The sequence below is a fragment of the candidate division WOR-3 bacterium genome (assembly GCA_039801725.1).
Classification (GTDB): Bacteria; Hydrothermota; Tepidihabitantia; order Tepidihabitantales; family DTDR01; genus DTDR01.
This window is the reverse complement of the sequence record JBDRVE010000044.1, coordinates 1-13,106: the sequence shown is the minus strand read 5'-3', so window position 1 is coordinate 13,106 and position 13,106 is coordinate 1. Positions and strand designations below refer to the sequence as shown.

The 13,106-nt window shown below is 31.7% G+C and carries 17 protein-coding genes; 15 read left to right on the top strand and 2 right to left on the bottom strand.

Going from position 1 to position 13,106, the window contains the following annotated elements:
- Nucleotides 1-691 (bottom strand): M14 family zinc carboxypeptidase (locus ABIK75_07690; protein ID MEO0090968.1); only part of this gene is annotated, 691 nt, incomplete at its 3' end.
- Nucleotides 658-3,909 (bottom strand): C25 family cysteine peptidase, encoded by a 3,252-nt coding sequence (locus ABIK75_07685; protein ID MEO0090967.1) that lies wholly within the window; start codon nucleotides 3,907-3,909, stop codon nucleotides 658-660. The genes ABIK75_07685 and ABIK75_07690, both read right to left, overlap by 34 nt.
- Nucleotides 3,910-4,041: 132 nt before the next feature.
- Between ABIK75_07685 and ABIK75_07680 the strand changes: the two genes are divergently transcribed.
- The 15 genes from ABIK75_07680 to ABIK75_07610 all read left to right on the top strand — a co-directional run.
- Nucleotides 4,042-4,950, top strand: a complete 909-nt coding sequence (locus tag ABIK75_07680; GenBank protein MEO0090966.1) for a Clp1/GlmU family protein — start codon at nucleotides 4,042-4,044, stop codon at nucleotides 4,948-4,950.
- A 104-nt stretch (nucleotides 4,951-5,054) separates the two neighbouring features.
- Nucleotides 5,055-5,435: a 30S ribosomal protein S13 gene (gene rpsM / locus ABIK75_07675; GenBank protein ID MEO0090965.1), complete on the top strand. Its 381-nt coding sequence runs from the start codon at nucleotides 5,055-5,057 to the stop codon at nucleotides 5,433-5,435.
- A gap of 2 nt (nucleotides 5,436-5,437) precedes the next feature.
- Nucleotides 5,438-5,818, top strand: coding sequence for a 30S ribosomal protein S11 (gene rpsK, locus ABIK75_07670; protein ID MEO0090964.1), 381 nt, complete (start codon nucleotides 5,438-5,440; stop codon nucleotides 5,816-5,818).
- A 2-nt stretch (nucleotides 5,819-5,820) separates the two neighbouring features.
- Nucleotides 5,821-6,432 (top strand): 30S ribosomal protein S4, encoded by a 612-nt coding sequence (gene rpsD, locus ABIK75_07665; protein ID MEO0090963.1) that lies wholly within the window; start codon nucleotides 5,821-5,823, stop codon nucleotides 6,430-6,432.
- 18 nt (nucleotides 6,433-6,450) lie between these two features.
- On the top strand, nucleotides 6,451-7,503 hold the full coding sequence (locus ABIK75_07660; GenBank protein MEO0090962.1) for a DNA-directed RNA polymerase subunit alpha: 1,053 nt from the start codon (nucleotides 6,451-6,453) through the stop codon (nucleotides 7,501-7,503).
- Nucleotides 7,481-7,846 carry a 50S ribosomal protein L17 gene (gene rplQ / locus ABIK75_07655; GenBank protein MEO0090961.1) on the top strand — a complete coding sequence of 122 codons (366 nt, stop codon included), beginning with the start codon at nucleotides 7,481-7,483 and terminating at the stop codon, nucleotides 7,844-7,846. The genes ABIK75_07660 and rplQ overlap by 23 nt, the downstream gene beginning before the upstream one ends.
- A gap of 2 nt (nucleotides 7,847-7,848) precedes the next feature.
- Nucleotides 7,849-8,208 carry an aspartate 1-decarboxylase gene (gene panD, locus ABIK75_07650; protein MEO0090960.1) on the top strand — a complete coding sequence of 120 codons (360 nt, stop codon included), beginning with the start codon at nucleotides 7,849-7,851 and terminating at the stop codon, nucleotides 8,206-8,208.
- Entirely contained in the window at nucleotides 8,199-8,936 is a 738-nt protein-coding gene (locus ABIK75_07645; GenBank protein ID MEO0090959.1) for a sugar phosphate nucleotidyltransferase, read from the top strand. The genes panD and ABIK75_07645 overlap by 10 nt, the downstream gene beginning before the upstream one ends.
- Complete coding sequence (locus ABIK75_07640) at nucleotides 8,933-9,391, top strand: hypothetical protein (GenBank protein ID MEO0090958.1); 459 nt, start codon at nucleotides 8,933-8,935, stop codon at nucleotides 9,389-9,391. The genes ABIK75_07645 and ABIK75_07640 overlap by 4 nt, the downstream gene beginning before the upstream one ends.
- Entirely contained in the window at nucleotides 9,378-9,716 is a 339-nt protein-coding gene (gene rsfS / locus ABIK75_07635; protein ID MEO0090957.1) for a ribosome silencing factor, read from the top strand. The genes ABIK75_07640 and rsfS overlap by 14 nt, the downstream gene beginning before the upstream one ends.
- Nucleotides 9,688-11,301 carry an arginine--tRNA ligase gene (gene argS / locus ABIK75_07630; GenBank protein MEO0090956.1) on the top strand — a complete coding sequence of 538 codons (1,614 nt, stop codon included), beginning with the start codon at nucleotides 9,688-9,690 and terminating at the stop codon, nucleotides 11,299-11,301. The genes rsfS and argS overlap by 29 nt, the downstream gene beginning before the upstream one ends.
- A 10-nt stretch (nucleotides 11,302-11,311) precedes the next feature.
- Nucleotides 11,312-11,767 (top strand): PTS sugar transporter subunit IIA, encoded by a 456-nt coding sequence (locus ABIK75_07625; protein ID MEO0090955.1) that lies wholly within the window; start codon nucleotides 11,312-11,314, stop codon nucleotides 11,765-11,767.
- Nucleotides 11,764-12,114 (top strand): C4-type zinc ribbon domain-containing protein, encoded by a 351-nt coding sequence (locus ABIK75_07620; GenBank protein MEO0090954.1) that lies wholly within the window; start codon nucleotides 11,764-11,766, stop codon nucleotides 12,112-12,114. The genes ABIK75_07625 and ABIK75_07620 overlap by 4 nt, the downstream gene beginning before the upstream one ends.
- Nucleotides 12,086-12,823 carry a hypothetical protein gene (locus ABIK75_07615; protein ID MEO0090953.1) on the top strand — a complete coding sequence of 246 codons (738 nt, stop codon included), beginning with the start codon at nucleotides 12,086-12,088 and terminating at the stop codon, nucleotides 12,821-12,823. Before ABIK75_07620 ends, ABIK75_07615 begins: the two co-directional genes overlap by 29 nt.
- Nucleotides 12,817-13,106 (top strand): hypothetical protein (locus ABIK75_07610; protein ID MEO0090952.1); only part of this gene is annotated, 290 nt, incomplete at its 3' end. The genes ABIK75_07615 and ABIK75_07610, both read left to right, overlap by 7 nt.

Below are 13,106 nucleotides of genomic sequence, written 5' to 3'. Positions count from 1 at the left end.
CTTCTGGTTCGGAAAAAGGATAAGGTCCACGATAATAACGATTACTTGGTTCGTTTGAGCCTCCACGTTCAAATAGAAAATCATAATTTCTATTTAAATCAACACCATCATAATCTAAATCAATCCTACCATTATTATTGTTATCCCTTAAATTTTTCCGCCAAATGGAATCTAAGCCTAATTCAGTTATATAATGACCATCAGGGTTCACCATTGGCACAATCCAAATATCTAAATTATCAACAAAACTTTTTATTAATGTATCACAATAATAATTTTGACATAGTTTATTAGCAAGATAGAGACACATTTCACAACCAAGAATCTCTGAGGCATGATGAATTCCATCAAAAAGGATAGATGGTTTATCCTGTTCTTCAACGTCGGGATTAGAAGTTATTCTTATTGCCAAAATAGGTAGATTAAATTTCTGAGTATAGCCAATTATATATATTTTGGTGATCTCTGGATACTGAATATGGAGATAATGTAATTCGTTGACCATTTCTCCATAGGTATGATACCTATCAGGAAATTTAAATCGGTGTTTTAATATTTCCGAATATTGATATTGAAGATAATGTAATTTGGTAACTATTTCATCATAATTATAATGAGAAATAGAAGCATTAATTGTGGTAAAAAGTAATAGAAAAATTAAGGCAAATAGATAAATTTTCTTTTTATCCATTTTTTATCTTCTTTTATTAAAAGATAATATATTCCTTTTTTTAATTTTCCATTACTTATCTTTTGACCTAAAGGATTTAAAATTAAGGAATTCTTTTTATCAAATTTTAATTGGGAATTCTTTTTAATTATTATTGAAAACCTTTCTTTAATTTCACTTTGATAACCAATTGATAGATAGAAAGGAATATTGATTGAGTAATTATCACAATTTAAGGCAAGAGAGAAATCTAAAATTGAGTCGTTTGGTTGAGAAACAATATCAAAAATATAAGGAGAAAAATTAGAGACACTATTACCAACTGGTATGTTGCCAAAGGTTTTGATAGAATCAATCAGGATAACATTATTATCAAGATTTCTAAGAATCCCTAAGGTGTTAAAAGCGGTAGTATCGCCAAAATTTTTAATTTGAAAGGTTAATAAAATTCTCTCATTTGGTTCTAAAATTCCATTATTATTTCCTAAAGAATCAGAAACAAAGATATTGATAATTGTTAAATAAGGTCTTTTATTTAGTGGTCTTTTAGTAGTAAATTTAATTGCCCGACGAGAAGTAAGCAAGGCAGTATTAGGATGGTAATTACTATTGTAAAGACATTGGATACCGTCATTTTCTTGAGGGTTTTCAATTCCTAAGGTTAAACTCGTTGGGTCAGCAACAAGATAATATTGGAAGACTATTTCACCATCACCAGTAGGTGTTGGATAATATCTTGGGTCATAAAGGATAACTTGAAAGGTTTCGCGCACATTTGGTCGGCGATGATGAGCAACTTGGTAGAATTCAACGATATAAAGATGGTTCTCTTGGTCATAATATTCATAAATATCTCCATAACCATTATTCTGGCTTTCGTCGGTATTTAAATCGTCCCAGAAGGGAGCAATCATTGCCGGTGGTCCACTGGTATCAGGAATTGGTCCATTATTACCAAAACGATAATTGGTTCTGCCCATTGCCAAAAATCCATTAGAACAGATAGAAATTGAATCATACCAGATTCCGTAATATTTAAAACGGAAAGGTAAAGGAAGTGTAACTACTGCGGCATCATGATTAGATATTTCCGGTATCATTCTTCCAATTTGAGATATCTCATACCATTGATAAACTGGTGCTTGACCAGTTAAAGTATCAACATCATCATAAGCATAATAACCATAATTATCCGGACCAACCGGTTCAATATTTCCTAAGTTTTCTGATACTAAATTAAAACTGAAACTGTCAAAAATTTGATAGGTTTCACCAAAGGCACGGAGATATAACTTAAAAGGAAAAGGATAATTTGTTGGTAAACTGGCAGAAGAAGTTAAAGTAAAATATCTTTCGGGATTAAAGATGGTTTCGTTAGAATTTATAAAAGATATATTAATTAAAGAATCAATTAAATTAATATAATTTTGGGTAATACCAATTGGTAAAATTTTTAATCCGATATTTTTTAAAAAACTATTGCCTATATTGCTGATTTTGGGAATTAATTTTATTCCTTCGTTTCTACCTAATTGATGGTTATTATTGCCAAAAGGTGGTGAATCATTGATAAAGAAAGAGATTATTTTGATCTTACCAGCGAACACCATTAAGGAGAAATTAATCTGCCATTGGTTATTAAAGGTATCTCTTAAAATTAAATTAAAAGGTATTTGTTGATAAGCGGTGCAGTTTTGAGGAGTATAAAAACGATAATAAGCAGAAGAACTGTCATTAGGTAAAATATTATGAAAATTTAATATTGAATCTAAGATATTAACAACTTCACTTCTTAAAATACCTTTTACATTATAAGCTGGATATTGACCAATATTTTTAATTTTTAGATAGCCCCAAATTTCTTCGCCCGGATTTATTTGATTATCGTTATTGCCGTTAGGATAATCATTAATTGTAATACCTTGATATTGTAAATAAGGAATATTTCCTGGAATCACTCTACCAATTTTGATTTCTGGTAAATAATTATAATAATGGGCAACAATCTTGAAATTGCCAAGATGAGAAGGAGAAAAATTAAAACGGACATAGCCGGAATTATCGGTAGAATCAAAAAGATAAATAGTAGAATCCATTGTTAAACAGACAAAAACATTAGGAATGGGCATTTGGGTTGCAAAATCTTTGACTCTAATTACATATTCTTGTGGCTGTAAATTAACAATTGTTTCGCACTCAACTATTAATTTCTTTGGTTTTTGTGTCCAAATCGGCATTTCTGGACAGCCATAAAAATTCCATTCCTGATAACGGGTTTGGTCGTGAAAAATTGAATCTAAAACATATTTCGCTCTTTTATGAATTAAACCTAATTTATAAATTCTATTATTAAAGATAGCATCAAAAAATGCTCGGGCATAGGTGCCACGTTGCTGAGAAATATGGCTACCGGTCCACGTGGTGCCAAAAAAAGCAACTGCTCCTTTTAAAGAACAAGGTTTACCAAATCTCATAAAAGCTTCACCCAACATACTTTCATTCACACCTAACGCCATCGTTTGACAAGTAGCAGAAATAACTATTGGCAACTTATTTAAATTGTTTGCCAAAGCAACATTAATATTAAAGGGTGACCACCAATTGCCAGTTCCTTGACCACGATAAACTAAAAAGGCTCGACCATCATTCATACTATTGATAACATCATTAGCATTATGTCCTAAAAAATTCAAAAGACTTTCGGCAAGGATAAAACCGTTCTGTAAGGCAAGATTTCTTATATATCGTGCATCCGCTTGATAATAAGGATCAGGAGGCTGGTCTTCCCTGACGATTGTTGTCAGTTTTAAAATAAAACTTGTATCTTGTGAAAAGATTTCTCCCTTCTCATAGGCTAAGATTTTTTTTACCATTGTTGAACATTGGGTAAAATTTCTAAAAGGTAAGCGACCGACGGGAATTTCAATTAAGTAATTACCAGTAAGGTTTCCATAATAGTCATCAATTCTTGAATTATAACTGGGAATAAAATTAGGAGCACCGGCAAGCAAAATAAATTCTGGTTTTATCGGCCAATTGTTATAAGCATTGATAATATAATTTTTAATACTATCCAAAGTACGGCCAGTTTGGGAAAGGGTGGCAATATAAGATTTTATTCCTTTTTCATTTTTCCAATTGGCTAATTCTTCCAATATTGGTTTATATTCATCAGGAGTAATAATTAAATATCGGGCACCATTAAAATTAAAAAGAAAAACAATAAAAAGTAATGACATTATAAATTTTAATTCAAAACTGTTATAAAATCAAATAAAAATTTAATCATCTTGATTTTTAATATTCTTTTTATTATAATTTATAACTTATATTTTCAAAATAATTTATAACTTATATTTTCAAAAAATCTTATGGAAATTCCGAAAACTTGGCAGAAGGTGTGTGAAGAGATAGTATCCTCTCCGGGAAAAGTTTTGGTATTAGGTCGGGGGAGTGTTGGCAAAACCTTTTTTACTACTTATTTAGCAAATCAAGGTTTCAAGGCGAAATTAAAGACTGGTGTTTTGGATATGGATATTGGTCAATCTAATATTGGTCCTCCAACAACGATGGGAATCGGGATATTGGAAAGAGAAGTAGAGGGGCTATATGAAGTAACTCCTGAGAAAATCTATTTTATTGGTGCTACTTCTCCGGCTCATCCTTTTGCTCAAAAAAATATCTTCTTTGGTTTAAAAAAATTACTAAGTGAAGATTTAAATTTAGATTTATTTATTATTGAATCTATTTCTTATTTACGCGACAAAAATTTTATGAGTTTACTTCTCTCTTTAGAAATGGAGTTAATTTCGCCCAAGTACGTAGTAGTGATTATCAGACCTGATGATATTCCTAATAACCAAAAAGGTGAAGATTATTTTTCTGAAAAAGAAACAGAAGAAGGTGGAAAGATTTTTACTATTTCGGCCTTAAAGGGGATTAAATCAAAATCACCTAATAAAAGAAAAAAATTTCGTATTGAATCTTGGTTGCGATATTTAAAAGGAGGAAAACGTTATCTGATTGATAAAAGTTGGGATATTTGGGAGGGAGAAATTACTCAATTAAATATTCCTTGCGGTTTGTTGGATAAAAATGATGAATATTTTGCTTGCGGGATTCTCTACGGCGGTAATGAGGATTACTACTATTTTTTTGCACCACCTTTAGCGAAAGAGGTTAAAAAAATTGCTGTGGGCAAAAAAGAATTGGAGAAAGAAGTTATTGAATTTTGTAAAATGGCGGATGTCCCTAATGAAAAATTAAAGGTTCTTCTTTAAATTCTTGATTTAATTTTAATTTTTATTATACTTATATTTTTATATAAAGAATTTTTACATAAAGAAATTGACATTTTAAAAAATTTAATTAAAATTTTAAAATTATGGCGAGATTAGTAGGCGTTGATTTACCTGATAATAAAAAAATTTTATATGCTTTACCTTTAATTTACGGAATTGGTTTACCAACGGCTAAAAAGATTTTAGAAAAACTAGGCATTTCTGGTGATAAAAAAGTAAAGGAATTAACAGAAGAAGAGTTTACTGCTTTAAGAAAAGAAATTGAAACCAATTATAAAGTAGAAGGTGCTTTAAGGGCAGAAGTGGCAGCAAATATCAAAAGGTTAATTGAAATTGGTTGTTATCGCGGCATAAGGCATCAACGAGGTTTACCGGTAAGAGGACAAAGAACAAGAACCAATGCTCGAACAAGGAAGGGTCCAAGAAGGACATCAGGAGTTTTAAAAGCAAAAAAAGGTAAATAATTATGGCGAAAGGAAAATCTAAAGGAAAAAAGAAGGTTGAACCAATTGCGATTGCCCACATTCAATGTACTTTTAATAATACTATTGTTACCATAACTGATAAACAAGGAAATGTTATTTGTTGGGCATCTGCTGGTCGCGCAGGGTTTAAGGGAACTAAAAAAGGAACCCCTTATGCTGCTCAACAGGCTGGCGAGATGGCCGGAAAAGAAGCCTACGCCATGGGAGTAAGAAAAGTAGAAATTAAGATAAAAGGCCCTGGTCCGGGAAGAGAAGCAGCAATTCGTGCTTTACAAAATGCCGGATTAGGAATACTAAGTATTCAAGATGTGACACCCATTCCCCATAATGGGTGTCGACCACCAAAGAAAAGAAGGGTTTAATTATGGCAAGAGCAAAGGAATTAAAATGTAAGATTTGTCGCCGTTTTGGAGAGAAACTTTTTTTGAAGGGTCAAAAATGTTATAGTGATAAGTGCATCTTACAAAGAAGGGGTGAAAAACCACAGACTCAGCAGGCAAGAATGTCGGTTTATGGTATTCAATTAAGAGAAAAACAAAAAGCGAAATTTATATACGGTATTTTAGAAAATCAATTTGAAAGATATTATGAAATGGCACAAAAAAAACCAAACCCAGGAAATGCTTTGCTTACTCTCTTAGAGATGCGTTTAGATAATGTGGTCTATCGTTTGGGGTTTGCCACTTCACGGGCGCAGGCGCGACAATTAGTTTCCCACGGACATATTAGAGTAAATAATCGAAAAGTAAATATCCCTTCTTATCAAGTAAAAGTAGGCGATGAAATTACTATTGGCACAGAGAGATTAATTCCAAAAATTAAAGAAGAAATTTTAGAAAAAGAAGGCACAGGAGTGAGTTGGCTTATTTTGGATAAAGAAAATTTAAAAGGAAAAGTAATTAGTATGCCAACTGAAGAAGATTTAAACGCAATACCAGTTTCAGTAAAAGATATTATTGAATTTTATTCACGTTAATTATGTGAGGAGTGAAAAATGTTAGAAAAGACTTATTATTTAAAACATTTTATTATTTTGGAAAAAGTAGAAGTAGAAAAAGAGACCCAAACCGATTCTTATGCTAAATTTTTTATTGAACCTTTAGAAAGAGGTTGGGGCCACACAATCGGTACGGCTTTGAGAAGGAGCCTTTTATCTTCCGTTCAAGGAGCCGCAATTACTCAGGTGAAGATTGAAGGGGTGATGCACGAGTTTTCTACTATTCCTGATGTTTTGGAAGATGTGCCACAGATTATTTTGAATTTAAAAAAGGTGAGGCTCCGTTTAAATTCGGAAGTACCTAAAACTTGTTATCTTTATACTGACAAGGAAGGTGAATATAAAGCAAAGGATTTAAAAGTTCCTCCGGAGGTGATTATTGCTAACCCTGAGCAACCCATTCTTACTTTGACAGCAGATAAAAGATTAAAAATAGAGATGAAAGTAGAAAATGGTCGTGGGTATGTGCCTGCGGAAAGATTAAGAAGATTGGACGAAGAAGCCCCAATTGGGACTATTTTCCTTGATGCCTTTTTCTCACCGGTTAAAAAAGTAAATTATCAAATAGAAACAATGCAATATTTGGAAAGAACCGATTTAGAACGGATAATATTAGAAATTTGGACTGATGGTACTGTGACGCCTTACGAAGCGTTAATTCAAGCAGCGGGAATTTTGAAAAATAGTTTTGAACGTTTAATTCCAAAAGAAACTACCTTAGAATTTTTGCCCGAAGAGCGACCAGACCGAGAAAAGGAGAGGTTAAAGGAAATTTTAATTCGGGATATTGAAGATTTGGAACTCTCTAATCGAGCGGTTAATTGTTTAAAAAGTGGTCGCTATAAAGATGGTGGCAAAGTAAATGTGAAAACTATCGGTGATTTAGTACAACTAACCGAAAAGGATATATTGAATATTGAGAATTTTGGCAAAAAATCCTTAGAAGAAGTGAAGAGTGCTTTAGAAAGATGGGGATTAAGTTTGGGAATGGATGTGAGTGAGATTCTAAAGGAGATCAAAAAAGAAGATGAGACACAGAAGGAAAGTTAAAAAATTACAAAGAGATGTTGACCATCGTCGGGCATTAATTAAAAATCTCTGTCGTTCCTTATTGCAACACGAAAAGATTGAGACCACGTGGGTAAAAGCAAAAGCGATGCGTCCTTTTATCGAACATTTGATTGATATTGCCAAAAAGGATACGGTGGCTAATCGGCGGCGGGTTTTTGCTTTTCTTGCTGACCGAAAATTGGTAAAAAAACTTTTTGAAGATGTTGCTAAAAGATTTAGTGATGTAACCGGTGGTTATACCCGAATTATTAAAACTAATACTAGGGTGGGAGATAATGCTCAAATGGCAATCATTGAATTTACTCGTGTGGCTAGTAAATAAAAATGTTAAGAAAAATTGTTAAAAGTAAAATCCATGGAATAAAGGTCACCAATAAAAATCTCGAATACGAAGGTAGCATCACAATTGATGAAGAGATTTTAAAACGTGCTGATATCATCGAAGGTGAAATGGTCTTAGTGATTAATATTAATAATGGTGCCCGTTTTGAAACCTATGTGATGAAAGGGAAAAAGAAGAGCGGCGTGTGTGAATTAAATGGCGGTGCAGCTCGTTGGGGAGAAGTGGGAGATAAACTAATCGTTATTTCCACCTGCTTAATGGAATCATCCCAAGCACTCACCTACACTCCTAAAAAAATTTTTGTTGATGATAAAAATCAAATAGTAAATAATTGTCAATAAACAATTATCAGGCAGTAGTTCTTGCTGCTGGTCGGAGCCGAAGGATCGGGATTCCTTATTCTAAGGTTTTCTTACCTTATAAAAACCAACCGATAATTATCTACCTTTTAAAAAAATTATTAAAAATAAAAAGGATAGAAAAAATTATTGTTGTGTTAAACGAAGAAGGAATAAAGGAGACAAGAGAGAGATATCGAAATTTTTTTTCTAATAAAAAGATTCTCATTGCTTGCCAAGAAGAACCAAAAGGAACAGGTGATGCCTTTTTAAAAGCATTAACCTATTTAAAGGAAAAGGATAAAGTAATCGTTCTTTGTGGCGATACTCCCTTAATTAAAAAAGGAACGATTGAAAAAATGATTAAATTAGCAGAAAAAGAAAAACCTGGTATCCTTCTGTTAACCGCTATTTTAAAAAATCCCACCGGTTACGGAAGAATTTTGCGAAATGAAAAGAAAGAGATTTTGGCGATTGTTGAAGAAAAGAATGTTTCACCAGAAATTAAAAAAATTAAAGAAGTTAATAGTGGTTGTTATCTTTTTGATTTAGCAGTAATTTATAATTTAATTAGAGAAATTAAAGAGAATTGTATTACAAAGGAATATTATTTAACTGATTTAATAGAATTGGCAATACAAAAAAAGATAAAAGTAATGGGAATAAGGACTGAGGCAGCCGAGATAAAAGGGATTAATACTTATAAGGATTACCTTTCCCTTATAAAATGAAAAAAATTATTTTGGCTATTCTTGTAATTATTGTGGTTATTCTCTTTTTTGTAAGAAAAAATTTTAAAAAGGATTCTCTCCCTAATAATAGCGAAAACTTATCGATTGCCCTCATTAATGGCAGTGGTGATAGGTTGGCATCGGTCCTTTTCGCTAAATATTTACAAAAGTATAATTTTTCGGTATCATATGTAATAGAGATAAACGACACTTTTGAAAAAACGGTTGTGGTGGAGCATATTGATAAGAATTTAAGAAACGGCAAACTGATCCAAAAGTATTTGTGTTACAAAAAGCCCAAAAAAAATCAGTTTTGGCGGATAGACAGATTAATTTTGGGTGGTAGTAAATTTTATCCCAGTATTGAACTTTTTTTGGATTCTACTTTAAATCTTTCTGTCTCAATAATTTTGGGAAGGGATTATTTTGAGATAATAAAAAATGGAACTAATTGATTATATTATAAAGATTTTGATTGATAAGAAGGCAACCGACATTTTACTTTTGGATTTGAGGAGACTTTCGCCTATTGCTGATTATTTTTTAATCGCTACCGCCAATTCTATTCCTCATGCCCAAGCCCTTTGTGATGAAATTGAGTTGCGGATTAAACATGACTTAGGTCTTTTGCCTCACCATATTGAAGGTTATAATCCCGCCCAATGGATTTTGATTGATTATATTGATGTGGTGGTTCACATCTTTCTCAAAGAAGTTAGAGAATTTTATGGATTAGAAAGATTGTGGGGCGATGCTCCCCAAAAGAGATATGTTGAGTGAGAAGATTGTCGAAAGTTTAAAGAAAGCCGAAATTGAAATTCCTCCAGGCCATGAAATTGAATTTATTAAAGAAGAGAAATTTGGTGATTATGCTTCTAACATTCTCTTTTTACTTAGTAAAAAATTAAAGAAAAATCCACAAGAGATTGGTAAAGAGATTTTGGAAAAAATAAAAACCGATAGCGATTATGAGAAGGTGGAGATTGGCGGTAATGGTTTTCTTAATTTTACCTTTTCTTTCAGTTTTTTAAGAAGAGAATTAAGAAAAATATTATTAGAAGATTATCTCCATTTTGATATCGGTAAAAAAAGAAAAGTGAATCTTGAGTTTATTTCGGCTAATCCCACAGGACCTCTTTCGGTAGTTCAGGCACGAGCCGGTGCTTATGGTAATGCCTTAGCAAACCTTTTAAGATTTGTGAATTATGATGTTTCTACCGAATATTATATTAATGATTGTGGTACCCAAATAGATTTATTAGAAAAGAGTTTAATTTATCGAATAAAGGAACTTAAAGGAATAAAAAGTGAATTTCCTGAAGGAGGTTATCCAGGTGAATATTTAATCGAAATTGCTAAAAAAATTTTAGATAATAATCTACCAGAAGAGAAATGGCGCTCTTTTCTTTTGGCAGAAATAATTTCTTGGCAAAAACAGGTTTTAAACAAATTTGGTGTTTTTTTTGATTCTTTTGTTTATGAATCTTCAATAATTCGTTATCGGGAAAAGGTTTTAGAAATCCTAAAAGCAAAAGATCTGGTTTATGAAAAAGAGGATGCTTTATTTTTTAAAAGCTCTCTTTTTGGCGATAGTGAAGATCGGGTGCTAATTACCAAAGATAAAAGAGCAACCTATTTTCTTAATGATTTAGCCTATCACTACGATAAGATAAAGAGAGGGTTTGAGATAATTATTAATATTTGGGGACCCGATCACCACGGTTATATTCCAAGAATGGTTGCTGGAATAAAAAGTTTAGGCTTTAATACTAATAATTTCATCGTAATTATCGCTCAACAGGTTTCCTTAGAAAGAGAAGGTGAAAAAGTGAAAATGTCAAAAAGAGGTGGTGAATTTATCACCTTAGAAGAGGTATTAGCCGAAGTGGGGAGTGATCCATTAAAATTTTTTCTTTTATTGAGAAAACCTTCCCAACATTTAACTTTTGATATTGAACTGATTAAAAAAGCGACAAAAGAGAATCCCTATTTCTATGTCCAATATGCTCATGCCCGAATTTGTAGCATTGAGAGACACGGCAAAGAGAAGGGCTACAACTTTAATAACCTTTTAGAAGATGTCAATTTGGATTATTTAATAACCAAAGAAGAACGTTCTTTAATGTTGACAATACTTAAATTTAAGGATATTATTATTCAAGCAGTGAAAGAGTTTGCTCCCCATTTATTGGTTTATTATCTTTTAGAATTGGCAGAGAAATTTCATTATTTTTACGAGAAAGAAAGAGTGATTTTGGAAGATTTAGAATTGATGAAGGCAAGGGTTTTTTTGGCATTTTGTTGTCGGAAAATAATAAAAAAGACATTAGAAATTTTGGGGATTAAACCCTTAGAAAAAATGTGAAGGAGGTAATATGTTATTTTATCCTTTATTAAGACCCGACCGGATAAACCTGGATTTAAAAAATAAAAAGAAAGTAGGGGTTTTGAAAGAATTGGTAAAGATGATAAAAGGCGAAGAAGATGATAAATTAGTCGAAACCCTTTTAAAGAGAGAGGAACTTGGTTCTACCGGTATTGGTAAGGGAATTGCCATTCCCCATTGTCGTTCCTTAGTGGTTGATAAATTGGAGATTGCGATTGGTTATTCAAAAGAAGGTGTGGATTTTGATGCGATTGATAAGAAACCGGTTCATCTTTTCTTTTTAATCGTTGCACCACCCCATGATGTTGGTAATCAATATCTTTTGACCTTAGGAAGGGTTGCGGCTATCTGTCAGCAATTGACTAAAAGACGAAAATTGGTTATCCCGAATACGCCCCAAGAGTTTATAAAAATGATTAAAGAGATTGAAGAGAAGATAAAATGAATAAGCAGATTGAACTTTTAAGAGAATTAGAGGAGTTTGATTCTATTCTTAAAGATTTTGAACAGAAGGAATATCAGAAACTGGGATTTGTTATTGAACCGATAAATATTGATTTTATAAAAATAATTGAAAAGGAAAGGGCAAAACTGCGTAAGAAAATTGATGAAAATCTTTTAAAAGAATATGACCGAATAAAAAAACATTACGGCGCAAAAGCAGTAGTTCAAGTGATTAAAGGTTATTGCAGCGGTTGTTATGTAAAACTTCCTTCCGAAGTGATTGCCCGTTGCAAAACCGAAGTGAAAACCTGCCCCAATTGTGGTCGTTTTCTTTATTACCTTACTTAATTTTCTTCTCTTTGAGATTGAAGAAATAAATCTCTCGGTAATTAATAAACCCCTAAACAAATCTTTTTATCTTAACCCCAGTTATCTCATTGAAGAGAAGAAAAATCTTTTATTTCTATCTTATACTAATCTTTATAAGTTAACTTCTTTGAACTATTTTAATTCACAGGCAAAATTTAAGAATTTGGGACTATTACTTCAGAATCTTTATTATCCCAATTATAATGAAAACCGTTTTTCTTTTATTTATGCTAATAAAATCCAGAATTTCTTTTATGGTTTCTCCCCCAATTTCTATTACTTCAAGATTGCCAATAATGGTGATTTCTTTTTTACTTATCATTTAGGTTTTCTCTATAATTGGCAGAAATTATCTTTTTCTTTGGCATTATTTAATATTAATAAACCAAAAGTCTGGGACGAAGAAATAAATGAAAAATTGATTTTTGGGTTTGATTTAAAATTTATCAAAAATATATTAATTTCTACTTATTATTGGAAAACAAAAGAGGATAATAGATTCAAGATTGGTTTTGATTTTCAATTTGATAAAAATCTCTCTTTTGGTCAAGAGTTTAATTTTCCTTTCTTTGCTACCAATTTTAAATTTGACTTATTAATAAAAGAACCCTTTGGTATCTATTATTTTCTTAATTTCCACTATCGCCTAAAAGATACCCATTCTCTTGCTCTCTATTTTCAGTGGTAATTTTCTTCTTCTTATTATTCAATCAGATAGAGGAGAGTTATAACTATCTTCAAGAAGAGATCTTATTTTTAAAAGAAAATCCAATAAGTAAAATAAAAGATATAGAAATAGTTCCTTATTTAGATGATTTGGCAATAAAAAATATTAGAGAAAGAGATAGTATTGGCAAAATTGATAAGCGAGCAGAACCTTTTATAAAAATCAGGGAAGAGGAAAAACCGAGATTATATTACTCTTTATATTTTAAAAATAACAAAATAAGGCAGAGGATTAAATACTTCTC

Excerpts from the sequence above, each read along its gene's own strand:
- ABIK75_07625 (MEO0090955.1), top strand. The coding sequence starts at position 11,312 with ATGTTATTTTATCCTTTATTAAGACCCGACCGGATAAACCTGGATTTA.
- rpsD (MEO0090963.1), top strand. The coding sequence starts at position 5,821 with ATGGCAAGAGCAAAGGAATTAAAATGTAAGATTTGTCGCCGTTTTGGA.
- ABIK75_07680 (MEO0090966.1), top strand. The coding sequence starts at position 4,042 with ATGGAAATTCCGAAAACTTGGCAGAAGGTGTGTGAAGAGATAGTATCC.
- rsfS (MEO0090957.1), top strand. The coding sequence starts at position 9,378 with ATGGAACTAATTGATTATATTATAAAGATTTTGATTGATAAGAAGGCA.
- ABIK75_07660 (MEO0090962.1), top strand. The coding sequence starts at position 6,451 with ATGTTAGAAAAGACTTATTATTTAAAACATTTTATTATTTTGGAAAAA.
- rpsM (MEO0090965.1), top strand. The coding sequence starts at position 5,055 with ATGGCGAGATTAGTAGGCGTTGATTTACCTGATAATAAAAAAATTTTA.
- ABIK75_07640 (MEO0090958.1), top strand. The coding sequence starts at position 8,933 with ATGAAAAAAATTATTTTGGCTATTCTTGTAATTATTGTGGTTATTCTC.
- rpsK (MEO0090964.1), top strand. The coding sequence starts at position 5,438 with ATGGCGAAAGGAAAATCTAAAGGAAAAAAGAAGGTTGAACCAATTGCG.
- rplQ (MEO0090961.1), top strand. The coding sequence starts at position 7,481 with ATGAGACACAGAAGGAAAGTTAAAAAATTACAAAGAGATGTTGACCAT.
- argS (MEO0090956.1), top strand. The coding sequence starts at position 9,688 with ATGCTCCCCAAAAGAGATATGTTGAGTGAGAAGATTGTCGAAAGTTTA.
- panD (MEO0090960.1), top strand. The coding sequence starts at position 7,849 with ATGTTAAGAAAAATTGTTAAAAGTAAAATCCATGGAATAAAGGTCACC.
- ABIK75_07685 (MEO0090967.1), bottom strand. The coding sequence starts at position 3,909 with ATGTCATTACTTTTTATTGTTTTTCTTTTTAATTTTAATGGTGCCCGA.
- ABIK75_07620 (MEO0090954.1), top strand. The coding sequence starts at position 11,764 with ATGAATAAGCAGATTGAACTTTTAAGAGAATTAGAGGAGTTTGATTCT.